This window comes from Escherichia sp. E4930 (genome assembly GCF_005845405.1).
In the GTDB taxonomy this organism is placed as follows: domain Bacteria; phylum Pseudomonadota; class Gammaproteobacteria; order Enterobacterales; family Enterobacteriaceae; genus Escherichia.
In genome coordinates this window covers 1-25270 of sequence record NZ_VCDZ01000007.1, presented here as the reverse complement: position 1 = coordinate 25270, position 25270 = coordinate 1, and the positions used below count along the sequence as shown (strand labels likewise).

Annotated in this window: 26 protein-coding genes and 1 pseudogene; 18 read left to right on the top strand and 9 right to left on the bottom strand. The window is 50.2% G+C overall.

The annotated features are described in order from the left end of the window. Positions 1 to 3 precede the first annotated feature (3 nt). Positions 4 to 744, top strand: a complete 741-nt coding sequence (locus FFT88_RS10355) for a YebC/PmpR family DNA-binding transcriptional regulator (protein ID WP_000907234.1) — start codon at positions 4 to 6, stop codon at positions 742 to 744. A 34-nt stretch (positions 745 to 778) separates the two neighbouring features. After that, positions 779 to 1300: a crossover junction endodeoxyribonuclease RuvC gene (gene ruvC / locus FFT88_RS10350; protein WP_010350951.1), complete on the top strand. Its 522-nt coding sequence runs from the start codon at positions 779 to 781 to the stop codon at positions 1298 to 1300. A 4-nt stretch (positions 1301 to 1304) separates the two neighbouring features. Here the strand turns inward: ruvC and FFT88_RS10345 are convergent, their stop codons facing one another. Further along, on the bottom strand, positions 1305 to 1904 hold the full coding sequence (locus tag FFT88_RS10345) for a YebB family permuted papain-like enzyme (RefSeq protein ID WP_130218702.1): 600 nt from the start codon (positions 1902 to 1904) through the stop codon (positions 1305 to 1307). Positions 1905 to 2177: 273 nt separating this feature from the next. Here FFT88_RS10345 and ruvA point away from each other — a divergent pair, with 273 nt between their 5' ends. Both ruvA and ruvB read left to right on the top strand, forming a co-directional pair. Beyond that, positions 2178 to 2789 carry a Holliday junction branch migration protein RuvA gene (gene ruvA, locus FFT88_RS10335; RefSeq protein ID WP_130223547.1) on the top strand — a complete coding sequence of 204 codons (612 nt, stop codon included), beginning with the start codon at positions 2178 to 2180 and terminating at the stop codon, positions 2787 to 2789. An 8-nt stretch (positions 2790 to 2797) separates the two neighbouring features. Beyond that, a complete protein-coding gene (ruvB, locus tag FFT88_RS10330; protein WP_000568522.1) occupies positions 2798 to 3808 on the top strand; it encodes a Holliday junction branch migration DNA helicase RuvB in 1011 nt (336 codons plus the stop codon). Between the two features lie 285 nt (positions 3809 to 4093). On the opposite strand, the gene znuB is transcribed toward ruvB, so the two are convergent. Further along, positions 4094 to 4879: a zinc ABC transporter permease subunit ZnuB gene (gene znuB / locus FFT88_RS10325; protein WP_130208494.1), complete on the bottom strand. Its 786-nt coding sequence runs from the start codon at positions 4877 to 4879 to the stop codon at positions 4094 to 4096. Next, entirely contained in the window at positions 4876 to 5631 is a 756-nt protein-coding gene (znuC, locus tag FFT88_RS10320; RefSeq protein ID WP_130208493.1) for a zinc ABC transporter ATP-binding protein ZnuC, read from the bottom strand. The genes znuB and znuC overlap by 4 nt, the downstream gene beginning before the upstream one ends. 78 nt (positions 5632 to 5709) lie before the next feature. On the opposite strand from znuC, the gene znuA reads away from it, so the two are divergent. From znuA to lpxM, 3 genes are all read left to right on the top strand, one after another. Beyond that, positions 5710 to 6642, top strand: coding sequence for a zinc ABC transporter substrate-binding protein ZnuA (znuA, locus tag FFT88_RS10315; RefSeq protein WP_074399578.1), 933 nt, complete (start codon positions 5710 to 5712; stop codon positions 6640 to 6642). A 15-nt stretch (positions 6643 to 6657) separates the two neighbouring features. Beyond that, the gene (gene mepM / locus FFT88_RS10310) at positions 6658 to 7980 is read left to right on the top strand and encodes a murein DD-endopeptidase MepM (RefSeq protein WP_130218704.1); all 1323 of its coding nucleotides are present in this window, start codon (positions 6658 to 6660) and stop codon (positions 7978 to 7980) included. A gap of 118 nt (positions 7981 to 8098) precedes the next feature. Further along, complete coding sequence (gene lpxM, locus FFT88_RS10305) at positions 8099 to 9070, top strand: lauroyl-Kdo(2)-lipid IV(A) myristoyltransferase (RefSeq protein ID WP_130208491.1); 972 nt, start codon at positions 8099 to 8101, stop codon at positions 9068 to 9070. Between the two features lie 131 nt (positions 9071 to 9201). On the opposite strand, the gene pyk is transcribed toward lpxM, so the two are convergent. Beyond that, positions 9202 to 10644, bottom strand: a complete 1443-nt coding sequence (gene pyk / locus FFT88_RS10300) for a pyruvate kinase (protein WP_130218706.1) — start codon at positions 10642 to 10644, stop codon at positions 9202 to 9204. 125 nt (positions 10645 to 10769) lie between these two features. Beyond that, complete coding sequence (hexR, locus tag FFT88_RS10295; protein WP_105289041.1) at positions 10770 to 11639, bottom strand: DNA-binding transcriptional regulator HexR; 870 nt, start codon at positions 11637 to 11639, stop codon at positions 10770 to 10772. 336 nt (positions 11640 to 11975) lie between these two features. Here hexR and zwf point away from each other — a divergent pair. From zwf to kdgA, 3 genes and pseudogenes are all read left to right on the top strand, one after another. After that, positions 11976 to 13450: pseudogene (gene zwf, locus FFT88_RS10290) on the top strand (glucose-6-phosphate dehydrogenase). A 234-nt stretch (positions 13451 to 13684) separates the two neighbouring features. Further along, on the top strand, positions 13685 to 15496 hold the full coding sequence (gene edd, locus FFT88_RS10285) for a phosphogluconate dehydratase (protein WP_130208487.1): 1812 nt from the start codon (positions 13685 to 13687) through the stop codon (positions 15494 to 15496). 37 nt (positions 15497 to 15533) lie between these two features. Then, a complete protein-coding gene (gene kdgA, locus FFT88_RS10280; protein ID WP_130257657.1) occupies positions 15534 to 16175 on the top strand; it encodes a bifunctional 4-hydroxy-2-oxoglutarate aldolase/2-dehydro-3-deoxy-phosphogluconate aldolase in 642 nt (213 codons plus the stop codon). A 53-nt stretch (positions 16176 to 16228) separates the two neighbouring features. Here the strand turns inward: kdgA and purT are convergent, their stop codons facing one another. Then, positions 16229 to 17407, bottom strand: coding sequence for a formate-dependent phosphoribosylglycinamide formyltransferase (gene purT, locus FFT88_RS10275; protein ID WP_135405178.1), 1179 nt, complete (start codon positions 17405 to 17407; stop codon positions 16229 to 16231). A 141-nt stretch (positions 17408 to 17548) separates the two neighbouring features. On the opposite strand from purT, the gene yebG reads away from it, so the two are divergent. The 4 genes from yebG (at position 17549) to ptrB (ending at position 21483) form a co-directional block, all read left to right on the top strand. Beyond that, positions 17549 to 17839, top strand: coding sequence for a DNA damage-inducible protein YebG (yebG, locus tag FFT88_RS10270; RefSeq protein ID WP_130208483.1), 291 nt, complete (start codon positions 17549 to 17551; stop codon positions 17837 to 17839). A gap of 66 nt (positions 17840 to 17905) precedes the next feature. Further along, a complete protein-coding gene (yebF, locus tag FFT88_RS10265; RefSeq protein ID WP_135405181.1) occupies positions 17906 to 18262 on the top strand; it encodes a protein YebF in 357 nt (118 codons plus the stop codon). A 295-nt stretch (positions 18263 to 18557) separates the two neighbouring features. Next, the gene (locus FFT88_RS10255) at positions 18558 to 19214 is read left to right on the top strand and encodes a tellurite resistance TerB family protein (RefSeq protein WP_064529265.1); all 657 of its coding nucleotides are present in this window, start codon (positions 18558 to 18560) and stop codon (positions 19212 to 19214) included. 208 nt (positions 19215 to 19422) lie between these two features. Next, the gene (gene ptrB / locus FFT88_RS10250) at positions 19423 to 21483 is read left to right on the top strand and encodes an oligopeptidase B (RefSeq protein ID WP_135405184.1); all 2061 of its coding nucleotides are present in this window, start codon (positions 19423 to 19425) and stop codon (positions 21481 to 21483) included. Here the strand turns inward: ptrB and exoX are convergent. From exoX to holE, 3 genes are all read right to left on the bottom strand, one after another. Continuing rightward, positions 21480 to 22142: an exodeoxyribonuclease X gene (gene exoX, locus FFT88_RS10245; RefSeq protein WP_130208475.1), complete on the bottom strand. Its 663-nt coding sequence runs from the start codon at positions 22140 to 22142 to the stop codon at positions 21480 to 21482. The genes ptrB and exoX overlap by 4 nt on opposite strands. Positions 22143 to 22166: 24 nt before the next feature. Then, a complete protein-coding gene (gene yobB, locus FFT88_RS10240; RefSeq protein ID WP_135405186.1) occupies positions 22167 to 22823 on the bottom strand; it encodes a carbon-nitrogen hydrolase family protein YobB in 657 nt (218 codons plus the stop codon). A gap of 100 nt (positions 22824 to 22923) precedes the next feature. Continuing rightward, positions 22924 to 23154 carry a DNA polymerase III subunit theta gene (gene holE / locus FFT88_RS10235; protein WP_135405188.1) on the bottom strand — a complete coding sequence of 77 codons (231 nt, stop codon included), beginning with the start codon at positions 23152 to 23154 and terminating at the stop codon, positions 22924 to 22926. A 138-nt stretch (positions 23155 to 23292) separates the two neighbouring features. On the opposite strand from holE, the gene yobA reads away from it, so the two are divergent. The 4 genes from yobA to FFT88_RS25405 form a co-directional block, all read left to right on the top strand. Then, positions 23293 to 23667, top strand: coding sequence for a CopC domain-containing protein YobA (gene yobA, locus FFT88_RS10230; protein ID WP_130218726.1), 375 nt, complete (start codon positions 23293 to 23295; stop codon positions 23665 to 23667). 3 nt (positions 23668 to 23670) lie between these two features. After that, positions 23671 to 24543: a copper homeostasis membrane protein CopD gene (copD, locus tag FFT88_RS10225; RefSeq protein WP_130223529.1), complete on the top strand. Its 873-nt coding sequence runs from the start codon at positions 23671 to 23673 to the stop codon at positions 24541 to 24543. Positions 24544 to 24556: 13 nt separating this feature from the next. After that, the gene (locus tag FFT88_RS10220) at positions 24557 to 24898 is read left to right on the top strand and encodes a YebY family protein (RefSeq protein ID WP_130208467.1); all 342 of its coding nucleotides are present in this window, start codon (positions 24557 to 24559) and stop codon (positions 24896 to 24898) included. A gap of 118 nt (positions 24899 to 25016) precedes the next feature. Next, positions 25017 to 25270: hypothetical protein (locus FFT88_RS25405; RefSeq protein ID WP_205714157.1), on the top strand; the 254-nt coding region annotated here is incomplete at its 3' end.

Here is a 25270-nt window from a genome sequence, read left to right as displayed (position 1 = left end):
TTTATGGCAGGTCATAGTAAATGGGCCAACACCAGACATCGTAAAGCTGCGCAGGATGCTAAGCGCGGTAAAATCTTCACTAAAATCATTCGTGAGCTGGTAACCGCGGCTAAGCTGGGCGGTGGCGATCCGGACGCTAACCCGCGTCTGCGTGCAGCAATTGATAAAGCACTGTCTAACAACATGACCCGTGACACCCTGAACCGCGCAATTGCACGTGGTGTGGGCGGTGATGATGATGCAAACATGGAAACCATCATCTACGAAGGTTACGGTCCTGGCGGCACGGCAATCATGATTGAATGTCTGTCTGACAACCGCAACCGTACCGTTGCTGAAGTGCGTCACGCATTCAGCAAATGTGGCGGTAACCTCGGCACTGACGGTTCCGTAGCTTATCTGTTCAGCAAAAAAGGCGTGATCTCCTTCGAGAAAGGCGACGAAGACACCATCATGGAAGCAGCACTGGAAGCAGGTGCTGAAGACGTTGTGACCTATGATGACGGCGCAATCGACGTCTACACTGCATGGGAAGAGATGGGTAAAGTACGCGACGCTCTGGAAGCGGCAGGTCTGAAAGCAGACAGCGCAGAAGTTTCCATGATCCCGTCAACCAAAGCCGATATGGATGCAGAAACTGCACCGAAACTGATGCGTCTGATCGATATGCTGGAAGATTGTGACGACGTGCAGGAAGTTTACCATAACGGTGAGATCTCTGATGAGGTTGCAGCGACCCTCTGATGAGGCCGGCTAAACAACAAAACGGAGACGCGTGATGTCTATTATTCTCGGTATTGACCCGGGTTCGCGCGTGACCGGCTACGGCGTCATCCGCCAGGTAGGTAGGCAACTGTCCTACCTGGGTAGCGGATGCATACGCACCAAAGTGGATGATTTACCGTCTCGTCTGAAACTGATCTATGCGGGCGTGACGGAAATCATCACCCAGTTCCAGCCCGATTATTTCGCAATCGAACAAGTCTTTATGGCGAAGAACGCTGACTCTGCCCTGAAACTGGGGCAGGCACGAGGCGTGGCGATTGTGGCAGCGGTGAATCAGGAATTGCCGGTGTTTGAATATGCTGCGCGTCAGGTGAAGCAAACAGTGGTGGGCATTGGTAGCGCCGAAAAAAGCCAGGTGCAGCATATGGTGCGTACCTTGCTGAAATTACCTGCTAATCCACAGGCGGATGCCGCCGATGCGCTGGCGATTGCCATCACCCACTGCCATGTCAGCCAGAATGCGATGCAGATGAGCGAATCGCGGCTGAACCTGGCGAGAGGGCGACTGCGCTAAATTATCACGCTTCAGTCAGTTCAGGCTGAGGCGTTTCTACTCCCTCCGCATGAATCAACATTAGACTCGGATGATGCCACAAACTCGCTGGCGTAACCGTTTTACGATCCCACGGAATAGAACCTAAGAACCAGAATTTCCAGAAAGTGAGTTTTGCATTCGGATTGCTATTTAACAATTCTCCAAATGTCTCTATTTCGCCAACCGGAATACATAGCGCCTCTTTATAAATATCAAAGACAAATTTTGAACAGAACTGGCGTGAAGATTCGTATTTAAAACCGGTGTGGTAGAGTTTGCGTAGCCGGGAGGGAACCTGTTCAACAATTCGTTGTTTTTGTTGTTCTGTTAGCCCTGCGTCTAATCGCTTTATAGCATAGCGTTGGTTAGAAGAACGTTTAATAAAACGGGATAGAGTAGTGATGGTTGAGAGGGGAACACGGCTTTCTGCAACCAGGAAGTCTTCACCGTTATGACCGATAATGATCCCGACGTGATTACTCCAGCAATTTGATGCTGCTGATATTTGACCAAATAAGGCAGCACCTATACATGTAAAGACGATATCACCAATTTCATATTCAGCAGGGTAATTAATATTCACGTTGTCATTCCATTGAAATAAATATGAATACACGTAATAACATAAAAAAGTTTATTTTTCAGGAGTCGAAATGTATATTTTTTTACGCATTAACTCACTGAATATGTAATATTAAAATATTTGCTTCCAATATAACTTGTAGAATAAATTATACTGTGCCATTTTTCAGAACATCGGGACGCCTCGCAAGTTTTCTTCATCCTTCGCTGGATATCTATCCAGCATTTTTTTATCATACAGCATTATCTTTGATTCGTTACGCAGGAGCGTCATGTGATAGGCAGGCTGAGAGGCATCATTCTGGAAAAACAACCCCCGCTGGTGTTAATTGAAGTGGGCGGCGTAGGCTATGAAGTGCATATGCCGATGACCTGTTTTTATGAACTCCCTGAAGCGGGACAGGAAGCGATCGTTTTCACCCACTTTGTGGTGCGTGAAGACGCGCAGCTGCTGTACGGCTTTAACAATAAGCAAGAGCGCACGTTGTTTAAAGAGTTGATCAAAACCAACGGCGTCGGCCCGAAGTTGGCGCTGGCGATCCTCTCCGGAATGTCAGCGCAGCAGTTCGTTAATGCCGTTGAACGTGAAGAAGTGGGAGCACTGGTGAAACTGCCGGGCATTGGTAAAAAAACCGCCGAGCGTTTAATTGTCGAAATGAAAGACCGATTTAAAGGTTTGCACGGCGATCTCTTTACGCCAGCCGCCGATCTGGTGCTCACGTCGCCTGCCAGCCCGGCAACCGATGATGCTGAACAGGAAGCGGTTGCTGCGCTGGTGGCGCTGGGCTATAAACCACAAGAAGCCAGCCGCATGGTGAGCAAAATCGCTCGCCCTGACGCCAGCAGTGAAACATTAATTCGCGAAGCCCTACGCGCCGCGTTATGAGGTAAAGGATGATTGAAGCAGACCGTCTGATTTCTGCCGGTACGACTTTGCCGGAAGATGTAGCAGATCGCGCCATTCGCCCCAAATTACTGGAAGAGTATGTTGGTCAGCCGCAGGTTCGTTCACAGATGGAGATTTTCATCAAAGCAGCGAAACTGCGCGGCGACGCCCTCGATCATCTGTTGATTTTTGGCCCTCCGGGTTTAGGTAAAACCACGCTTGCTAATATTGTCGCCAATGAAATGGGCGTTAATTTACGCACGACTTCCGGTCCGGTGCTGGAAAAGGCGGGCGATCTGGCAGCAATGCTCACTAACCTTGAACCGCATGACGTGCTGTTTATTGATGAGATCCACCGTCTTTCACCAGTGGTGGAAGAGGTGTTGTATCCGGCAATGGAAGACTACCAGTTAGATATCATGATTGGTGAAGGTCCGGCTGCACGCTCCATTAAAATTGATTTGCCCCCGTTTACACTGATTGGCGCAACCACGCGCGCAGGTTCGCTGACATCACCGTTGCGCGACCGTTTTGGTATTGTGCAACGTCTGGAGTTTTATCAGGTGCCGGATCTGCAATATATCGTTAGTCGTAGTGCACGCTTTATGGGGCTTGAGATGAGTGATGACGGCGCGCTGGAAGTGGCGCGTCGGGCGCGTGGTACGCCACGTATTGCCAACCGCCTGCTGCGTCGAGTGCGTGATTTCGCCGAAGTGAAGCACGATGGCACCATCTCGGCAGATATCGCCGCCCAGGCGCTGGATATGCTGAATGTCGATGCCGAGGGTTTCGATTATATGGACCGCAAATTGTTGCTGGCGGTAATCGATAAATTCTTTGGTGGGCCTGTAGGTCTGGATAACCTGGCGGCGGCTATTGGCGAAGAACGTGAAACCATTGAGGATGTGCTGGAGCCTTATCTGATTCAACAAGGCTTTTTGCAGCGTACACCGCGCGGGCGTATGGCGACAGTGCGGGCGTGGAACCACTTTGGAATTACGCCGCCAGAAATGCCGTAAGTCGGTTCGGTTGCTCGCGCCGCATCCGACATTGGCAGTGTGCCTGATGCGACGCTGTTCGCGTCTTATCAGGCCTACCAGGTATAGAGCCGTAAGTCGGATAAGGCGTTCACGCCGCATCCGACATTGGCAATATGCCTGATGCGACGTCGTTCGCGTCTTATCAGGCCTACCTGATATAGCGAACCGTAGGTCGGATAAGGCGCTCGCGCCGCATCCGACACTGGCAATGTGCTTGATGCGACGTCGTTCGCGTCTTATCCGACAATTGTGTTTAGGTACAAATTAGCTGGCCTGTTTTTTCATCATACTCAAAATAAACAACAGCGCAGCGCACAGCACCACTGACGGACCCGCAGGCGTATCGTAAAACGCTGAAAAAGTTAAACCGCCAGTTACAGCAATCATCCCCACTAAAACGGCGACACCTGCCATCTGTTCCGGCGTGCGGGCAAAACGACGTGCGGTAGCAGCCGGAATGATCAGCAGCGAGGTAATAATCAACGCCCCGACAAATTTCATTGCCACACCAATCGTCAATGCTGTTACCAGCATCAACAGCAATTTCACGCGCTGTAATTTCACGCCATCGACAAATGCCAGGTCCGGGCTAATGGTCATCGACAGTAAATTACGCCATTGCCAGAACAGAATTGCCACCACAATGACCACGCCAATGGCGATGGAGATGAGATCTTCCGGCGTCACTGCCAGCAAATCACCGAACAGGTATGCCATCAAGTCAACGCGAATGTTAGACATCAGACTGACAACGACCAGGCCCAGCGACAAGGCACTGTGCGCCATAATTCCCAATAACGTATCGATCGCCAGCTGTGGACGCTTCTCCAGCCATACCAGACCGCCCGCCAGCAGCAGCGTAACGGCAATCACTGCATAGAAGGGATTCACGTCCAGCAACAGACCAAACGCCACTCCAAGTAAAGACGCATGGGCCAGCGTATCGCCGAAATAAGACATACGACGCCAGACAACAAAAGAACCCAAAGGACCTGCGGCACAGGCCAGCATAATCCCGGCTAACCAACCGGGAAATAATAATTCAATCATGAGCGATCACTTCCCCGACGCAGAACAATTCGCCCCTGTAAATCGTGGCGGTGATTATGATGATGGCGATAAATACCCAGCTGTTCAGCTCCGCGAGGCCCGAACATCGAAATAAATTCCGGATGCAGGGAAACGACTTCTGGTGTGCCAGAACAACAGATGTGATGGTTAAGGCAAAGTACTTCATCGGTTTTTGCCATTACCAGATGCAGATCGTGAGACACCATTAAAACGCCACAGTCCAGTTCGCGACGTAACTGGTCAATAAGGTCATATAACGCCACCTGACCATTCACATCCACGCCCTGGGTGGGTTCGTCCAGAACTAATAACTGGGGTTGATTTAACAATGCGCGCGCTAGTAGTACACGCTGCGTTTCACCGCCAGAGAGCTTTTGCATTGGCGCGTCAATAAGATGCCCAGCCTGAACGCGTTTTAGTGCAGGCAGAATATCTTCCTTATGTGTTCTGGGGCGTAAGCGTAAAAAACGGTTTACGGTCAGTGGCAACGTGGTGTCGAGATACAGCTTCTGCGGCACATAACCAATGCGCAGTTTTCCGTGGCGCTTGATAACTCCTTCATCTGGTGTTACCAGCCCGAGTACAACCCGAACCAATGTCGACTTACCTGCGCCGTTCGGCCCAAGTAAGGTCAAAATTTTACCAGGCTTGAGTTCCAGCGACACATCAGAGAGGACGCGGCGTTGGCCAAATGAAACCGAGACATTTTCCAGGGAAACCAGACTTGTCATGTTAATTTTAGTCTTGCAGTAGTCATGAAATGTTATAATATCACACTTCTTATATTCATTACGATGATTGGTCGCATTATGTTACATAAAAAAACGCTTCTTTTCGCAGCATTATCTGCTGCTCTCTGGGGCAGTGCAACTCAGGTAGCAGAAGCTGCCGTTGTCGCTTCGCTTAAACCTGTTGGATTCATTGCTTCCGCTATTGCTGATGGGGTAACAGAGACGGAGGTGTTACTTCCTGATGGGGCCTCTGAACATGATTATTCACTGCGTCCATCTGATGTAAAACGCTTACAGAACGCGGACTTAGTTGTCTGGGTTGGACCGGAAATGGAAGCGTTTATGCAAAAGCCCGTGAGTAAATTACCCGAGGCGAAGCAGGTAACCATTGCGCAGCTTGAGAGTGTAAAACCGCTGCTGATGAAAAGCATTCACGACGCTGATGATGATCATGACCATGCGGAAAAAAGTGACGAAGATCACCATCACGGCGATTTCAACATGCACGTTTGGCTTTCCCCAGAGATAGCGCGGGCTACAGCGGTTGCAATCCATGGGAAATTAGTGGAACTTATGCCGCAAAGTCGAGCCAAACTTGACGCCAACCTGATGGAATTTGAGGCACAATTAGCTTCAAGTAGGAAACAGGTTGGTAACGAGCTCGCGCCGCTCAAGGGAAAAGGTTATTTCGTTTTTCATGATGCTTACGGCTACTTCGAAAAACAATTCGGACTGACACCGCTTGGTCACTTTACCGTAAACCCTGAGATTCAACCTGGCGCGCAGCGTTTACATCAAATAAGAACACAGTTGGTTGAGCAAAAAGCAACCTGCGTTTTTGCTGAGCCACAGTTCAGGCCTGCGGTCGTTGAAAGCGTCGCACGAGGGACATCCGTTCGTATGGGAACGTTGGATCCCCTTGGGACGAATATCAAACTGGGCAAAACAAGCTATTCAGAATTCCTGAATCAATTAGCTAACCAGTACGCGAGCTGCCTGAAAGGAGATTAATGAGGAAGTGATTACGTGCAACAGATAGCCCGCTCTGTCGCCCTGGCGTTTAATAATTTACCGCGACCACACCGCGTTATGTTGGGGTCGCTTACCGTTCTTACTCTGGCCGTCGCTGTCTGGCGGCCTTATGTTTACCACCGAGACGCCTCGCCTATTGTCAAAACCATTGAGCTTGAACAGAACGAAATTCGTTCTCTCTTACCTGAGGCCAGTGAGCCGATTGATCAAGCTGCGCAAGAAGATGAAGCCATTCCACAGGACGAACTGGACGACAAAATCGCTGGTGAAGCCGGCGTTCATGAATATGTCGTTTCTACGGGCGATACGTTAAGTAGCATCCTTAATCAATATGGTATTGAGATGGGTGATATCACCCAACTGGCTGCTGCTGATAAAGATCTGCGTAACCTGAAAATTGGTCAACAACTTTCCTGGACATTAACCGCTGAAGGCGAGTTACAGCGTCTGACCTGGGAAGTGTCTCGCCGCGAAACCCGTACCTATGACCGCACCGCCGCTAATGGTTTTAAAATGACCAGCGAAATGCAGCAAGGGGAGTGGGTTAACAATCTGGTGAAAGGAACCGTTGGGACAAGTTTTGTTGCCAGCGCCAAAAATGCAGGTTTAACCAGTGCTGAAGTGAGCGCGGTGATTAAAGCAATGCAGTGGCAGATGGACTTCCGCAAAGTGAAAAAAGGTGACGAATTTGCGGTATTAATGTCACGTGAGATGCTTGATGGCAAACGTGAACAAAGCCAACTGCTGGGCGTGCGTTTGCGTTCAGAAGGCAAAGATTACTATGCTATTCGCGCTGAAGATGGCAAATTCTACGACCGCAACGGCACTGGCCTGGCGAAAGGGTTCTTACGATTCCCGACGGCAAAACAGTTCCGCATTTCGTCTAACTTTAACCCGCGTCGTCTGAACCCGGTAACCGCTCGCGTTGCGCCGCACAGAGGCGTTGATTTTGCGATGCCGCAGGGTACGCCGGTGCTTTCGGTGGGAGACGGTGAAGTGGTAGTTGCTAAACGCAGTGGCGCCGCTGGTTATTATGTCGCGATTCGTCATGGTCGCAGCTACACCACGCGTTATATGCACCTGCGTAAGATTCTGGTTAAACCGGGGCAGAAAGTGAAGCGTGGCGATCGTATCGCGCTTTCCGGTAACACCGGGCGTTCAACTGGGCCACATCTGCATTATGAGGTATGGATTAACCAGCAGGCGGTGAACCCGTTGACAGCGAAACTGCCGCGTACTGAAGGGCTGACCGGTTCAGATCGTACCGATTTCCTGGCGAAGGCCAAGGAGATTGTACCGCAGCTACAGTTTGATTGATTAATACCCATTGGCAGCCGGTACGCAGTCAGTGCCGGCTTTTTTATTTGGTGCGGGGCAAGTTGCGCCGTTACACTACCACCAGATTGATTATTGCCTTATCCGAAACTGGAAAAGCATGGAAACGAAAAAAAATAATAGCGAATATATTCCTGAGTTTGATAAATCCTTTCGTCACCCTCGTTACTGGGGAGCCTGGTTGGGCGTGGCGGCAATGGCCGGTATTGCCTTAACACCAGCGAAATTCCGTGATCCCATTCTTGCGCGGTTGGGGCGTTTTGCCGGAAGACTGGGTAAAAGCTCACGTCGTCGGGCGTTGATCAATCTGTCTCTCTGCTTTCCAGAACGTAGCGAAGCCGAACGCGAAGCGATTGTGGATGAGATGTTTGCCACCGCGCCGCAAGCGATGGCAATGATGGCTGAACTGGCGATACGTGGGCCGGAGAAAATCCAGCCTCGCGTCGACTGGCAGGGGCTGGAGATCATCGAAGAGATGCGGCGTAACAACGAAAAAGTGATTTTTCTGGTACCGCACGGCTGGGCAGTTGATATCCCCGCTATGCTGATGGCCTCACAAGGGCAGAAAATGGCAGCGATGTTCCATAATCAGGGCAACCCGGTTTTTGATTATGTCTGGAACACGGTGCGTCGTCGTTTTGGCGGTCGTCTGCACGCGAGAAATGATGGTATTAAACCTTTCATCCAGTCGGTTCGTCAGGGCTACTGGGGCTATTATTTACCGGATCAGGATCATGGACCTGAACACAGCGAATTTGTTGATTTCTTCGCAACGTATAAAGCAACGCTGCCAGCAATTGGTCGCCTGATGAAAGTATGTCGCGCGCGTGTCGTTCCGCTGTTCCCAATCTATGATGGCAAGACCCATCGTCTGACGATTCAGGTTCGTCCACCGATGGATGACCTGTTAGAGGCGGATGACGCTACCATTGCGCGGCGTATGAATGAAGAAGTCGAGATTTTTGTTGGTCCGCGACCAGAGCAGTACACCTGGATTTTAAAATTGCTGAAAACGCGCAAACCGGGCGAAATCCAGCCGTATAAGCGTAAAGATCTTTATCCCATCAAATAAAAAAAGCCTCTCGTGAGGAGAGGCCTTCGCCTGATGATAAGTTCAAGTTTGCTTCAGAAGATTAGAAATCTATTGAATTATCATTGAGCTGTAGGCCGGATGAGGCGTTTTCGCCACATCCGGCAACGTACTTACTCTACCGTTAAAATACGCGTGGTATTCGTCGAACCCACGGTACTCATCACGTCGCCCTGGGTGACAATCACCAGATCACCAGACATCAGGTAGCCTTTATCGCGCAGCAGATTTACTGCTTCGCTGGCAGCAACCACGCCTTCATTTGCACTGTCAAAATAGACCGGCGTAACACCACGATAAAGCGCAGTCAGGTTCAGAGTGCGTTCATGACGAGACATGGCGAAAATCGGCAGACCGGAGCTGATACGGGAAGTCATCAGCGCGGTACGACCGGATTCGGTCATGGTGATGATCGCGGTAACACCTTTCAGGTGGTTAGCCGCGTACATTGCGGACATCGCGATAGCTTCTTCCACATTGTCGAACTGAACGTCCAGGCGGTGTTTAGACACATTGATGCTCGGGATTTTTTCGGCACCCAGGCAAACACGCGCCATTGCAGCAACGGTTTCAGATGGATACTGACCTGCGGCGGTTTCCGCAGACAACATTACGGCGTCAGTACCATCCAGAACGGCGTTCGCCACGTCCATGACTTCTGCACGCGTCGGCATTGGGTTGGTAATCATCGATTCCATCATCTGGGTAGCAGTAATGACTGCGCGGTTCAGCTGACGCGCGCGACGAATCAGCGCTTTCTGAATCCCAACCAGTTCCGGATCGCCAATCTCTACGCCGAGGTCGCCACGTGCGACCATCACCACGTCAGAAGCGAGGATGATGTCATCCATTGCATCCTGGCTGCAAACGGCTTCTGCACGTTCAACTTTGGCGACAATTTTCGCATCACAACCTGCATCGCGCGCCAGACGACGAGCATAATTCAGATCTTCGCCGCAGCGTGGGAAAGAGACAGCCAAATAATCTACGCCAATCAATGCCGCAGTTTTAATGTCTGCTTTGTCTTTCTCTGTCAGCGCTTCAGCAGACAGACCACCACCGAGTTTGTTGATACCTTTATTATTGGAAAGAGGGCCGCCGACGGTCACTTCGGTGAACACTTTCAGGCCCTGAACTTCCAGTACTTTTAACTGTACGCGACCGTCGTCCAGCAGCAGAATGTCGCCAGGCACGACGTCAGCAGGCAGACCTTTATAGTCGATACCGACTTTTTCTTTATCGCCTTCACCTTTGCCCAGGTTGGCATCCAGCAGGAATTTATCCCCAATATTGAGGAAAACCTTACCTTCTTTAAAAGTTGATACGCGAATCTTTGGCCCCTGAAGGTCACCGAGAATAGCCACATGACGACCCAGTTTTGCGGCAATTTCACGAACTTTATCCGCGCGCATTTTATGGTCTTCAGGCGAGCCGTGAGAAAAGTTCATTCGTACGACGTTTGCACCTGCTGCGATGACCTTTTCAAGGTTATTATCGCGATCGGTAGCCGGGCCTAACGTGGTAACGATTTTGGTTCTGCGAAGCCTTCTGGACATGTAATACTCCGTTGACTGAAACAACCAGGTGTTGCTTGAACATGAATTCGCATAAACTAAAACCATTATGGTTGTAATTTAAACACATGCGAATATCGTATAAGGATAGAACAGTGATAATCGATTTAGCGATCGTCACTCAATTTAAGTAACTGCTTATCAAAGCGCGATTCCTTGAGCGCTTCCTTGACCCGCTTCAAGTTATCTCTGAATTTTGTGCCGCGTCGCAAAGTAAATCCTGTTGCCAGCACATCTATCACGGTCAACTGCGCAAGTCGAGACACCATGGGCATATAAATGTCAGTATCTTCCGGTACGTCGAGGGTAATTGCCAGCGTTGCTTCCCGGGCGAGTGGTGTACCGGCGGAGGTGAGGGCAATTACCATCGCGTCGTTTTCCCGTGCTAACTGCGCCAGTTCAACCAGATTTTTGGTTCTTCCGGTGTGAGAAATCAGCACAACCACGTCTCCGTCGCTACAATTCATACAACTCATGCGTTGCAACACAATATCGTCGGAGTAAACCACTGGAACATTAAAGCGAAAAAACTTATTCATCGCATCGTGGGCGACGGCGGCAGAAGAGCCCAGACCGAAAAAGGCGATTTTTTTGGCCTGAGTCAGGAGATCGACGGCCCGGTTGACGGCAGATTTGTCCAGCGAGTGACGGACGTGATCGAGCGTGGCCATTGCCGACTCAAATATTTTCCCCGTGTATGATTCAACGCTGTCATCTTCATTAACGTTGCGATTAACATAGGGCGTGCCATTTGCCAGGCTTTGTGCCAGATGGAGTTTAAAATCAGGAAAACCGCGGGTGTCCATGCTGCGACAGAAACGATTCACCGTTGGTTCGCTAACATTGGCCTCAAGCGCCAGAGCAGCAATACTCGAATGGATCGCGTTGTCAGGCGAAGCAAGAATGACCTCGGCGACTTTTCGTTCTGATTTGCTCAAATGTTCCAGTTGAGACTGGATTTTTTCCAGCATATTCATGATGTAAAGAGACTCACGGTAATGACGATTTCCACACTGAAAGAAATCGAAATGCAGTTTGGTCTGATATTACGCCTGTGTGTCGTATTAATGACAAAAGCGGATAAAAAAGTTGTCATTTTTTTTCATAACATGATCAGTGTCAGATTTTTACCCAATGGAAAACGATGATTTTTTTATCAGTTTTGCCGCACTTTGCGCGCTTTTGCCGTAATCGCACAGGTGGATAAGCGTTTACAGTTTTCGCAAGCTCGTAAAAGCAGTACAGTGCACCGTAAGAAAATTACAAGTATACCCAGGCTTAAGTACCGGGTTAGTTAACTTAAGGAGAATGACATGGCGGTAACGCAAACAGCCCAGGCTTGTGACCTGGTCATTTTCGGCGCGAAAGGCGACCTTGCGCGTCGTAAATTGCTGCCTTCCCTGTATCAACTGGAAAAAGCCGGTCAGCTCAACCCGGATACCCGTATTATCGGCGTAGGGCGTGCTGACTGGGATAAAGCGGCATATACCAAAGTAGTCCGCGAAGCGCTGGAAACTTTCATGAAAGAAACTATTGATGAAGGTTTATGGGACACCCTGAGTGCACGTCTGGATTTTTGTAATCTCGATGTCAATGACACCGCTGCATTCAGCCGTCTTGGTGCGATGCTGGATCAAAAAAATCGTATCACCATTAACTACTTTGCCATGCCGCCAGGCACTTTTGGCGCAATCTGCAAAGGGCTTGGTGAGGCGAAACTTAACGGCAAACCGGCGCGCGTGGTGATGGAAAAACCGCTGGGGACGTCGCTGGCGACCTCGCAGGAAATCAATGATCAGGTCGGTGAATATTTCGAGGAGTGCCAGGTATACCGTATCGACCATTACCTTGGTAAAGAAACGGTGCTGAACCTGTTGGCGCTGCGTTTTGCTAACTCCCTGTTTGTGAACAACTGGGACAACCGCACTATTGATCATGTTGAGATTACCGTGGCAGAAGAAGTGGGGATCGAAGGGCGCTGGGGCTATTTTGATAAAGCCGGTCAGATGCGCGACATGATCCAGAACCACCTGCTACAAATTCTCTGCATGATTGCGATGTCTCCGCCGTCTGATCTGAGCGCAGACAGCATCCGCGATGAAAAAGTGAAAGTACTGAAGTCTCTGCGCCGCATTGACCGCTCCAACGTACGCGAAAAAACCGTACGCGGGCAATACACTGCGGGCTTCGCCCAGGGCAAAAAAGTTCCGGGTTACCTGGAAGAAGAGGGCGCGAACAAAAGCAGTAACACGGAAACCTTCGTGGCTATCCGTGTCGATATCGACAACTGGCGCTGGGCTGGCGTACCGTTCTACCTGCGTACCGGTAAACGTTTGCGACCAAATGCTCTGAAGTGGTGGTCTATTTTAAAACGCCAGAGCTCAATCTGTTTAAAGAGTCGTGGCAGGACCTGCCGCAGAACAAACTGACTATCCGTCTGCAACCTGATGAAGGCGTGGATATTCAAGTGTTGAACAAGGTCCCGGGTCTTGATCACAAACATAACCTGCAAATCACCAAGCTGGATCTGAGCTATTCAGAAACCTTTAATCAGACGCATCTGGCAGATGCTTATGAACGTCTGCTGCTGGAAACCATGCGCGGTATTCAGGCGCTGTTTGTACGTCGTGATGAAGTGGAAGAAGCCTGGAAATGGGTGGACTCCATTACTGAAGCATGGGCGATGGATAACGATGCGCCGAAACCGTATCAGGCCGGAACCTGGGGACCGGTTGCTTCGGTGGCGATGATTACCCGTGATGGCCGTTCCTGGAATGAGTTTGAGTAATATCTGCACTCATCCTTTATGGTTATTTTACCGGTAACATGATCTTGCACAGATTGTAGAACAATTTTTACACTTTCAGGCCTCGTGCGGATTCACCCACGAGGCTTTTTTTATTACACTGACTGAAACGTTTTTGCCCTATGAGCTCCGGTTACAGGCGTTTCAATCATAATACCCATGTATGAAACGCGTTGTGAATCATCCTGCTCTGACAACTCAATTTCAGGAGCCTTTATGAATCCACAATTGTTACGCGTAACAAATCGAATCATTGAACGTTCGCGCGAGACTCGCTCTGCTTACCTCGCCCGGATCGAACAAGCGAAAACTTCGACCGTTCATCGTTCGCAGTTGGCATGCGGTAACCTGGCTCACGGTTTCGCCGCTTGCCAGCCAGAAGACAAAGCCTCCCTGAAAAGCATGTTGCGTAACAATATCGCCATCATCACCTCCTACAACGACATGCTCTCCGCCCACCAGCCTTATGAACATTATCCCGAGATCATTCGTAAAGCACTGCATGAAGCTAATGCGGTTGGCCAGGTTGCAGGTGGTGTTCCGGCGATGTGTGATGGTGTCACCCAGGGGCAGGATGGTATGGAACTGTCTCTGTTAAGCCGTGAAGTGATTGCGATGTCTGCGGCGGTGGGGCTGTCCCATAACATGTTTGATGGCGCGCTGTTCCTCGGCGTGTGCGATAAGATTGTCCCGGGGCTGACGATGGCCGCGCTGTCGTTCGGTCATCTGCCTGCGGTATTTGTGCCGTCAGGTCCGATGGCAAGCGGGTTGCCAAATAAAGAAAAAGTGCGCATTCGCCAGCTTTATGCCGAAGGGAAGGTGGATCGAATGGCACTGCTGGAGTCAGAGGCTGCGTCTTATCATGCCCCTGGTACATGTACTTTCTACGGTACTGCCAACACCAACCAGATGGTGGTGGAGTTTATGGGGATGCAGTTGCCGGGCTCTTCTTTTGTTCATCCAGACTCCCCGTTACGTGATGCATTAACCGCAGCCGCTGCGCGCCAGGTTACACGCATGACTGGCAACGGTAATGAATGGATGCCGATCGGTAAGATGATCGACGAGAAAGTGGTGGTGAACGGTATTGTTGCGCTGTTGGCGACCGGTGGTTCTACTAACCACACGATGCACCTGGTGGCGATGGCGCGTGCGGCCGGTATTCAGATCAACTGGGATGACTTCTCTGACCTTTCTGATGTCGTACCTCTGATGGCGCGTTTGTATCCAAACGGTCCGGCCGATATTAACCACTTCCAGGCGGCGGGTGGTGTACCGGTTCTGGTGCGTGAACTGCTCAAGGCGGGCCTGTTGCATGAAGATGTCAATACGGTGGCGGGCTTTGGTCTTTCGCGCTATACCCTCGAACCATGGCTGAATAACGGCGAGCTGGACTGGCGCGAAGGTGCAGACAAATCGCTCGACAGCAATGTGATTGCTTCCTTTGAACAACCTTTCTCGCATCATGGCGGGACAAAAGTGTTAAGCGGCAACCTGGGCCGTGCCGTCATGAAAACCTCTGCAGTGCCGGTTGAAAACCAGGTGATTGAAGCGCCTGCTGTTGTTTTCGAGAGCCAGCATGACGTTATGCCTGCTTTTGAAGCAGGTATGCTGGACCGTGATTGTGTGGTTGTTGTCCGCCATCAGGGGCCAAAAGCGAACGGAATGCCAGAATTACATAAACTCATGCCGCCACTTGGTGTATTATTGGACCGGCGTTTCAAAATTGCGTTAGTTACCGATGGACGACTCTCTGGTGCTTCAGGTAAAGTGCCGTCAGCTATCCACGTAACACCAGAAGCCTACGATGGTGGGCTGCTGGCAAAAGTGCGCGATGGGGACATCATTCGTGTGAATGGACAGACAGGCGAACTGACGCTGCTGGTAGACGAAGCTGAACTGGCTGCTCGCGAACCGCACATTCCTGACCTGAGCGCTTCACGCGTGGGAACAGGACGTGAATTATTCAGCGCCTTGCGCGAAAAACTGTCCGGTGCCGAACAGGGCGCAACCTGTATCACTTTTTAAGACGACAAAATTTGTAATCAGGCGAGAGAAAACTCTGATGAAAAACTGGAAAACAAGTGCAGAATCAATCCTGACCACCGGCCCGGTTGTACCGGTTATCGTGGTAAATAAACTGGAACACGCGGTGCCAATGGCAAAAGCGTTGGTTGCTGGTGGGGTGCGCGTTCTGGAAGTGACTCTGCGTACGGCGTGTGCAGTTGATGCTATCCGCGCTATCGCCAAAGAAGTGCCGGAAGCGATTGTCGGTGCCGGTACGGTGCTGAATCCGCAGCAACTGGCAGAAGTGACTGAAGCGGGAGCACAGTTCGCAATCAGCCCAGGTCTGACTGAACCACTGCTGAAAGCGGCGACAGAAGGGACTATTCCTCTGATTCCAGGTATCAGCACTGTTTCCGAACTGATGCTGGGTATGGACTACGGCCTGAAAGAGTTCAAATTCTTCCCGGCAGAAGCTAATGGCGGCGTGAAAGCACTGCAGGCAATTGCGGGTCCGTTCTCTCAGGTTCGTTTCTGCCCGACTGGCGGTATTTCTCCGGCTAACTACCGTGATTACCTGGCGCTGAAAAGCGTACTGTGCATTGGTGGTTCCTGGCTGGTTCCGGCAGATGCGCTGGAAGCGGGCGATTACGAGCGCATTACTAAGCTTGCGCGTGAAGCAGTAGAAGGCGCGAAGCTGTAACAGTCAAAATGCCCGATCGTGGATCGGGCATTTTTGTCGCGTTTTTGCCAGATTTAACCTTGTACTTTTACCTGTGCGGCGGCGTGCTTCGCGCGTTCAATCGCTTCATCAACACTTTCTGCTGTAGCCAGCGCAACCCCCAGACGACGGCTACCATCAATTTCCGGCTTACCAAATAAACGAATCTGCAAACCTGCGCCAACGGCCTCCTGCACGTTGTCAAACGTGACATTCTGGCTGGTCAGTTGCGGCAGGATAACGGCTGAAGCGGCAGGACCATACTGGCGAATCCCGCCCACCGGCAGTCCCAGGAAAGCACGCACATGCAGGGCAAACTCAGAAAGATCCTGAGAAATTAACGTCACCATCCCGGTGTCATGCGGGCGAGGGGAGACTTCACTAAAAATCACCTCATCACCACAGACAAACAACTCGACACCAAACAGACCATAACCACCCAGTGCAAGCACCACCTTGCGGGCAATCTCCTGCGCACGTTCGAGGGCCAGTGGGCTCATTTGCTGCGGTTGCCAGGATTCACGATAGTCACCATCTTCCTGGCGATGACCTACAGGCGCACAGAAATGAACACCATCCACCGCGCTGACGGTCAGCAGGGTAATTTCGAAATCAAACTTAACGACGCCTTCAACAATCACGCGACCCGCTCCGGCGCGACCACCTTGCTGGGCGTACTCCCATGCCTGAGCCAGTTGTTCGGCAGAGCGAATAAACGTTTGCCCCTTGCCGGAAGAGCTCATCACCGGTTTAACAATGCAAGGATAGCCAATGGCGGCGACCGCCTCGCGGAAAAGGTCTTCGCTATCAGCGAAACGATAAGTTGAAGTGGGAAGCTGAAGCACTTCCGCAGCCAGACGACGAATACCTTCGCGGTTCATCGTCAATTGTGTTGCACGCGCGCAGGGGACAACATTTAGCCCTTCCTCTTCAAGCTGGATCAGCATATCGGTAGCAATAGCCTCGATCTCCGGCACGATATAATGTGGTTTTTCCAGTTCAACAACACGGCGCAATGCGTCGCCATCCAGCATATTAATGACATGGGCGCGATGAGCGACATGCATGGCGGGCGCGTCGGCGTAGCGATCGACCGCAATCACCTCTACGCCGAGGCGTTGGCATTCGATAGCCACTTCTTTACCCAGTTCACCGGAGCCCAATAACATCACGCGAGTTGCTGCCGGACGCAGCGCAGTGCCTAATAACGTCATAACGAATATCCCCTGATTAATTCCGCGTGAAGTATAAACGAAAACGTTTGCGCGTGTCTTTATTGCTTGATTGCTTGCGTTGATTTCTCGACTGAAAAGAAATATACTGTATAAAATTACAGTTATGATGAGAGGCTGCAAATGGCGGTTGAAATTAAATACGTAGTCATTCGTGAGGGCGAAGAGAAGATGTCGTTTACCAGCAAAAAGGAAGCCGATGCTTATGACAAAATGCTCGATACAGCGGATCTACTCGACACATGGTTGGCGAATTCTCCGGTGACAATGGAAGACGAGCAGCGTGAGGCTCTTTCTTTGTGGTTGGCAGAACAAAAAGATGTGCTTAGTACCATTCTGAAAACCGGCAAATTACCTTCTCCCCAGGTGGTCGATACTGACACGGATGGGGAAGGTGAAACTCACGCCGCCTGAAGCAACTTGCGCTCCTGATAATTTGTACCATGCTTTCTCCTGAATCATTGTGCTATGGAGAAAAACATGAAAAAAAGAGGAGCGTTGTTGGGGCTGTTGTTGGTATCCGTCTGTGCATCAGTTTTCGCTGCCAATAACGAAACCAGCAAGTTGGTAACTTTCCCCAAATGTGAAGGTTTAGATGCAGCCGGAATCGCTGCGAGTGTAAAACGTGATTATCAGCAAAACCGCGTGGCGCGCTGGGCCGACGATCAAAAAATCGTCGGTCAGGCCGATCCGGTGGCGTGGGTTAGTTTGCAGGATATTCAGGGGAAAGATGATAAATGGTCGGTACCGCTGACCGTGCGTGGTAAAAGTGCCGATATTCATTATCTGGTTAATGTGGATTGTAAAGCGGGAATGGCGGAATATCAGCGGCGCTAATGGCTTCTGATAATTCGGTTTACCGCTGGCGGATGCGGCGCGAGCGCCTTATCCGCCCAACAATGCACTAACTCCCCAGAATCCTGATAAGAAACGCCAGGTTCGCATAAGACAATCACAATCAAATCTACAAGCCTCAAATTAATCACATCACCCGGCACCTTACCTGACGTGAATTTCCTGTGAGGACTGCCTCCCGTCCCGCTTATTTGCGCATCTTTTGTCTCTATATACACTTTCTGACATCCTCATTCGCTATGCTATTGCCATTAAAATGGTGAATTGAGGAGCAAAAATGGCTAACTGGTTAAATCAACTGCAATCCCTTCTTGGGCAAAGCAGTTCTTCCTCTTCGTCTACAGATCAGGGATTGGGAAAACTTTTAGTACCCGGCGCATTAGGCGGGTTGGCAGGGCTGCTGGTTGCGAATAAATCAGCACGTAAACTATTAACGAAATACGGTACAAACGCATTGCTGGTAGGTGGCGGAGCGGTCGCCGGTACAGTACTGTGGAACAAATACAAAGATAAAATTCGTGCGGCGCATCAGAACGAACCGCAATTCGGCACCCAAAGTACGCCGCTGGATGAACGTACAGAACGTTTAATCCTCGCCCTGGTTTTTGCTGCCAAAAGCGATGGTCATATTGATAGTAAAGAACGCGCGGCTATCGACCAGCAATTGCGTGAAGCTGGTGTTGAAGAGCAGGGGCGTGTACTTATCGAACAGGCAATCGAGCAACCATTGGATCCGCAGCGCCTGGCCCAGGGGATTCGCAACGAAGAAGAGGCACTGGAGATCTATTTCCTGAGCTGTGCGGCTATTGATATTGACCATTTTATGGAGCGCAGTTACCTGAATGCACTGGGGGATGCGCTGAAAATTCCCCAGGAAGTCCGTGAAGGAATTGAACGCGATCTCGAACAGCAAAAACGCACTTTGTCTGAATAATATCTCACTCCGTATAGCCTGATATGCCTGTTTATCGGGCTATACAAAACCGCACAGCTATTTGAGCGAATTAATTTTCGCTGGCGACATCCTTTCGATTTTCACACCATTACCTGTCATCATCTATACAATGACCGCCCTGTTTCGCTTGCATCCCGGGTGAGTTTTGCCACCCTTATAAGATGTTTCAACCAGAAAGAACAATAACATGCTACCAAAAGCCGCCCGCATCCCCCATGCCATGACGCTTCATGGCGACACGCGCATCGATAATTACTACTGGCTGCGGGACGACACACGCTCGCAGCCGGAAGTGCTGGATTACCTGCAACAAGAAAATAGCTACGGTCATCAGGTCATGGCGTCGCAACAAGCTTTGCAGGATCGGATATTAAAAGAAATCATTGACCGCATACCGCAAAGAGAAGTCTCTGCACCTTACGTCAAAAATGGCTATCGCTACCGGCAAATTTATGAACCTGGTTGTGAATATGCAATCTACCAGCGTCAGTCAGCGTTCAGTGAAGAGTGGGACGAATGGGAGACTCTGCTCGATGCGAACAAACGGGCGGCGCACAGTGAATTTTATTCAATGGGCGGAATGGCGATTACGCCCGATAACACGATTATGGCACTTGCAGAAGATTTTCTTTCCCGACGCCAGTACGGTATCCGTTTTCGCAATCTGGAAACGGGCAACTGGTATCCTGAACTGCTGGATAACGTGGAACCCAGCTTCGTCTGGGCGAATGACTCATGGACATTTTATTATGTTCGCAAGCATCCGGTGACGTTGTTGCCGTATCAGGTCTGGCGGCATGCCATTGGCACTCCAGCATCTGAAGACAAACTGATTTACGAAGAAAAAGACGATACCTTTTACGTCAGCCTACATAAAACGACGTCGAAACACTATGTGGTTATTCACCTTGCCAGCGCAACTACCAGTGAAGTTCGGCTGCTGGATGCAGAGCTGGCCGATGCCGAGCCGTTTGTCTTTTTACCGCGTCGCAAAGATCACGAATACAGTCTTGATCACTACCAGCATCGGTTTTATTTGCGCTCCAACCGCAACGGCAAAAATTTTGGCTTATACCGTACCCGTATGCGTGATGAGCAAGCGTGGGAAGAGTTAATCCCTCCGCGCGATAACATCATGCTCGAAGGCTTTACGCTGTTTACTGACTGGTTGGTGGTTGAAGAGCGTCAGCGTGGGTTAACCAGTCTGCGGCAAATCAACCGCAAAACGCGGGAGGTTATCGGCATTGCCTTTGATGATCCGGCTTACGTTACCTGGATTGCCTATAACCCGGAACCTGAAACCTCACGATTGCGTTATGGCTATTCCTCCATGACTACGCCAGATACATTGTTTGAACTGGATATGGATACCGGAGAGCGTCGGGTATTAAAACAAACGGAAGTCCCTGGTTTCGATGCGGCGAATTACCGCAGCGAACACTTGTGGATCACCGCCCGTGATGGCGTCGAAGTGCCTGTTTCGCTGGTCTACCATCGCAAGCATTTCCAGAAAGGCCACAACCCGCTGCTGGTATATGGATATGGCTCTTACGGCGCAAGCATTGATGCCGATTTTAGTTTTAGCCGCCTGAGTTTGTTGGATCGCGGTTTTGTCTACGCCATTGTCCATGTCCGTGGCGGCGGCGAGCTGGGGCAGCAATGGTACGAAGACGGTAAATTCCTGAAAAAGAAAAATACCTTTAATGACTATCTCGATGCCTGCGACGCATTGTTAAAACTGGGCTACGGTTCACCTTCACTCTGTTATGCGATGGGGGGCAGTGCTGGCGGTATGTTGATTGGCGTTGCTATTAATGAGCGCCCCGAGTTATTCCACGGCGTGATTGCCCAGGTACCGTTTGTTGATGTTGTAACAACGATGCTTGATGAGTCGATTCCTCTTACTACCGGCGAATTTGAAGAGTGGGGAAATCCGCAGGATCCGCAATATTATGAGTATATGAAAAGCTACAGCCCGTATGACAATGTCACGGCTCAGGCTTATCCGCATCTGCTGGTAACGACCGGATTACACGATTCACAGGTGCAATACTGGGAACCGGCAAAATGGGTGGCTAAGCTGCGCGAGCTTAAAACTGATAACCATCTATTATTGCTTTGTACCGACATGGATTCAGGGCATGGCGGTAAATCCGGACGTTTTAAATCCTACGAAGGTGTGGCGATGGAATATGCTTTTCTGATAGCCCTGGCGCAGGGGACATTACCAGGCCAATCAGCGGGTTAAACACTCTCCAGATAATGCTTCAAGGTTAAACGTAACTCCGGGCTCATACTGTCAAGGTTGTTAAACAACCAGCGCAGATAGCCCGGATCGCGCTTTGCAACGTCTGATACGGCTTTACCGCGATACTTGCCAAACGTGAACGTCGTCAACAACGACGGCCGCCCGGTGATATCCGCCATCTGCTCCGCCGTCCAGCCTGATGTGTTCATAATATCGATAAGCAGGGCTGCGGTAATATAGCAATCATACAGCGCGCGGTGGTGATGCAGACCCGATGGTGTCTGGACATTCAGCTTGCGCGATTTATACAGTGCCATATTGCTGTACTTGATTCCAGGCCACAAACGACGAGCCAGTTTCATGGTGCAAATCCACTCACCGGGCATTTCTGGCAATACCCGGCGGTCAAAACTGGCATTGTGGGCGACATACCATTCGCTACCGTAATAGTGCGGGATAACTTCTTCAATCCACGGTTTGTCGGCAACCATGGACTCTGTGATACGGTGAATCGCCATGGCTTGTGGACTGATGGGACGGTCGGGACGCACCAGGTGGCTCATAGGGTTGACGATTTTCCCGTTAACAACATCAACAGAGGCAATTTCAACGATCCCTCCCTGCAAACCGCAGGTTTCTGTATCGATAATGCGCAACATGGTCATGCTCCAGGAAGAAAACGCCTAGCGTAATGGAATGATATCGCCTTGCCAACCCTGGGAAGAGCGCTGGCCAACCAACAAAAGCGAACCGCGATCGGCGCGGACGATAAGGCGGCCATGTTCATCCCACAGCGCGCTGTTCCCGCGGGCGTTCGCCATTAGTACGGCGATGGAGTATTGATGTGAGAAAAACTCTAAGCGTCGAGTGGAAGCCGACAAATCAGGCTCGCTGATGCACTGGCCTGTGGTGAAGAGTGAATAGCTCGGATCCATATCAATACCTTCCGGTTGTCCATCCACTACAGTGATGGTTTTAGAAAGTTGACCCAGGCATGCGCCATGACTTTGATGATAAATTCCTGGCGTTTTCATCCAGGGGGCGAATACGGCAATACCGCGAATAAAACGCTCATTATATTCAACGGGAAGGCCAGCAATAATGGTCATTCGCGAGGTTGTTGCTGCATAACAAAGCGGGTCTAAAAGCGAGAGATCGGGCGGAGACGGAAGCGCACGTCGTTTGTAATCACATCCCAGTAGAGAAAGTGAGGGAAAAACCAACAGTTCGCACTGGTGTCTGGCGGCAGCCCTCACGAACTCCAGATGATGGGCTACCTGTTCAGTGAGTGAAGCATTACGAGGCTCATATTGTGCTGCTGCAACTTTCCAGTACGACATGATGACTTCCTTTTCATAGTGTCTGCGAATAATGGTGTGTATGAGAAAATACTTATAATTTAGCAGGCACCATGTAAGAAAGTGTAACTTAATATAAGGTTTATTTAAGTTTGGGCTCGTAAGGTAAACGTGACAGATTTACAGAGGCGAGACGGTGGGTGATAAGGCGCTCACGAAACCAGCCACGCAAGTGTTCCGGTTGTTCACGTTCAACCGCTTCAGCAATCACCGGCATATTGTACCGTTCTTTAAATGCCACTCCGGCAGCGGCCAGATCGACATTTACTTTATCCATTTCAGTTTGATCCAGTTTGGCCAGATTCTTCAGCATACGGTGTCTCCTCGTTAATTGCGGGCAAAAGTTACTAAGAGTCAGCCAGGATGGCAAGCCTGAATTGATGATCCTCGACTCTCTCATTAGACAAGGTTATGCTCTGTAAAAAACTCATTACAAAAAGGAATAGATAATATGGTTTCAACTGCGCGTTCTCTTCGTTATACGCTGGCAATCATTGCCGGTTTGCTGGCGGCCCCTTCCGTCTGGGCTCATGCGCACCTGACTCACCAGTATCCTGCGGCGAATGCGGCGGTCACCGCTGCCCCACAGGCCGTTACTTTAAATTTCTCTGAAGATATTGAACCTGGATTCAGTGGGGCCAAAATCATCGGCCCGAAGAATGAAAATGTTAAAACATTACCCGCGAAGCGTAATGAACAAGACAAAAAGCAATTGATCGTTCCGCTTGCCGACGCCCTGAATCCCGGAAGTTATACCGTTGACTGGCATGTTGTTTCGGTGGACGGGCATAAAACCAAAGGGCAGTACACCTTTACTGTGAAATAAAGCATGCTAGCGCTTACCTGGGTCACACTGCGATTTATCCATTTTATCTCTCTGATGCTGGTTTTTGGCTTCGCGATGTACGGGGCATGGTTGGCACCAGTGACGATTCGTCGATTATTGACGAAGCGTTTTTTGCGTTTACAACAGCACGCAGCCGCATGGAGTTTGATCAGTGCCGCAGCGATGTTCGCCGTTCAGGGTGGGTTGATGGGCGCGGGATGGCCAGATGTCGTTTCGCTGAGCATCTGGCAGTCGGTGTTACAAACGCACTTCGGAGGCGTCTGGATTTGGCAAATCGTTCTCGCTCTCGTTACGTTGACCGTCGTTCTGATGCAACCACGGAATATGTTGCGGTTACTGTTTATGCTGACTACCGCGCAATTTATCCTGATGGCGGGTATGGGACACGCGACATTAAATGAAGGATTAACCGCAAAAATTCATCAGACCAATCACGCCGTACATCTTATCTGTGCTGCCGCATGGTTTGGAGGGCTACTGCCGGTTGTCTGGTGTATGCGGCTGGTGAAAGGGCGCTGGAAACGCCCGGCCATTCATGCGCTGATGCGTTTTTCCTGGTGCGGACATTTTGCTGTCATTGGCGTGCTAGTGAGTGGTGTGCTCAATGCATTACTCATCACGGGATTTCCCCCCACGCTTGCCTCTTACTGGGGCCAGCTCTTATTGCTCAAAGTCATACTGGTTATGATTATGGTGGTTATCGCGCTGGCAAATCGTTATGTTCTGGTCCCAAGAATGCGGCATGATGAAGTCCGGGCTGTTCCCTGGTTTGTATGGATGACTCAACTCGAATGGGCGATAGGCGCGGTGGTACTGGTGATTATCAGCCTGCTAGCGACTCTGGAACCGTTTTGATGGATTACGATAAATGATGAAAAAAAGTATATTGGCGTTTTTGTTGCTCACCAGTTCCACTGCGGCGCTGGCGGCTCCTCAGGTGATTACCGTCAGCCGTTTTGAAATTGGCAAAGACAAATGGGCGTTTAATCGCGAAGAAGTGATGTTGACATGCCGACCGGGTAATGCGCTGTATGTCATCAACCCCAGCACCCTGGTGCAATACCCTTTGAACGATGTTGCGCAAAAAGAAGTTTCCAGTGGGAAGACTAAGGCCCAGCCTATTTCGGTGATCCAGATTGAAGATCCCAACAAACCCGGTGAAAAAATGAGCTTGATGCCATTTATAGAACGAGCTGAAAAACTCTGCTAGTTACCTGAGTTAGCTTTTTGATTTGCCAAAAAAAACGCCCAGGATCTTTTATCAGATCGGGCGTTTTTTTTTACTTTTAAAACGATGATAAAGACGCTTTTTTCTGACCACTTTTCGTGTGGACTGGAAAACCTGGCGTCGTCATCTATTCTTAAAGGGCAAGGCAACTAAGCCTGCATTAATGCCAACTTTTAGCGCACGGCTCTCTCCCAAGAGCCATTTCCCTGGACCGAATACAGGAATCGTATTCGGTCTCTTTTTATCTATTAAGCCAGCGGATGAATACATCACTGTTTTCCCTGTGCTGACTTCACAATCAACCATAACACACACTCTACTGCTTCAGTCCAGCCTTTTTAACATTTATGTTAA

Coding starts and splice junctions, on each gene's coding strand:
- ptrB (WP_135405184.1), top strand. CDS start 19,423: ATGCTACCAAAAGCCGCCCGCATCCCCCATGCCATGACGCTTCATGGC.
- znuB (WP_130208494.1), bottom strand. CDS start 4,879: ATGATTGAATTATTATTTCCCGGTTGGTTAGCCGGGATTATGCTGGCC.
- exoX (WP_130208475.1), bottom strand. CDS start 22,142: ATGTTGCGCATTATCGATACAGAAACCTGCGGTTTGCAGGGAGGGATC.
- holE (WP_135405188.1), bottom strand. CDS start 23,154: ATGCTGAAGAATCTGGCCAAACTGGATCAAACTGAAATGGATAAAGTA.
- znuA (WP_074399578.1), top strand. CDS start 5,710: ATGTTACATAAAAAAACGCTTCTTTTCGCAGCATTATCTGCTGCTCTC.
- yobA (WP_130218726.1), top strand. CDS start 23,293: ATGGTTTCAACTGCGCGTTCTCTTCGTTATACGCTGGCAATCATTGCC.
- yebG (WP_130208483.1), top strand. CDS start 17,549: ATGGCGGTTGAAATTAAATACGTAGTCATTCGTGAGGGCGAAGAGAAG.
- ruvB (WP_000568522.1), top strand. CDS start 2,798: ATGATTGAAGCAGACCGTCTGATTTCTGCCGGTACGACTTTGCCGGAA.
- hexR (WP_105289041.1), bottom strand. CDS start 11,639: ATGAATATGCTGGAAAAAATCCAGTCTCAACTGGAACATTTGAGCAAA.
- FFT88_RS10220 (WP_130208467.1), top strand. CDS start 24,557: ATGATGAAAAAAAGTATATTGGCGTTTTTGTTGCTCACCAGTTCCACT.
- znuC (WP_130208493.1), bottom strand. CDS start 5,631: ATGACAAGTCTGGTTTCCCTGGAAAATGTCTCGGTTTCATTTGGCCAA.
- FFT88_RS10255 (WP_064529265.1), top strand. CDS start 18,558: ATGGCTAACTGGTTAAATCAACTGCAATCCCTTCTTGGGCAAAGCAGT.
- ruvC (WP_010350951.1), top strand. CDS start 779: ATGTCTATTATTCTCGGTATTGACCCGGGTTCGCGCGTGACCGGCTAC.
- lpxM (WP_130208491.1), top strand. CDS start 8,099: ATGGAAACGAAAAAAAATAATAGCGAATATATTCCTGAGTTTGATAAA.
- FFT88_RS10355 (WP_000907234.1), top strand. CDS start 4: ATGGCAGGTCATAGTAAATGGGCCAACACCAGACATCGTAAAGCTGCG.
- edd (WP_130208487.1), top strand. CDS start 13,685: ATGAATCCACAATTGTTACGCGTAACAAATCGAATCATTGAACGTTCG.
- yebF (WP_135405181.1), top strand. CDS start 17,906: ATGAAAAAAAGAGGAGCGTTGTTGGGGCTGTTGTTGGTATCCGTCTGT.
- kdgA (WP_130257657.1), top strand. CDS start 15,534: ATGAAAAACTGGAAAACAAGTGCAGAATCAATCCTGACCACCGGCCCG.
- copD (WP_130223529.1), top strand. CDS start 23,671: ATGCTAGCGCTTACCTGGGTCACACTGCGATTTATCCATTTTATCTCT.
- purT (WP_135405178.1), bottom strand. CDS start 17,407: ATGACGTTATTAGGCACTGCGCTGCGTCCGGCAGCAACTCGCGTGATG.
- yobB (WP_135405186.1), bottom strand. CDS start 22,823: ATGTCGTACTGGAAAGTTGCAGCAGCACAATATGAGCCTCGTAATGCT.
- pyk (WP_130218706.1), bottom strand. CDS start 10,644: ATGTCCAGAAGGCTTCGCAGAACCAAAATCGTTACCACGTTAGGCCCG.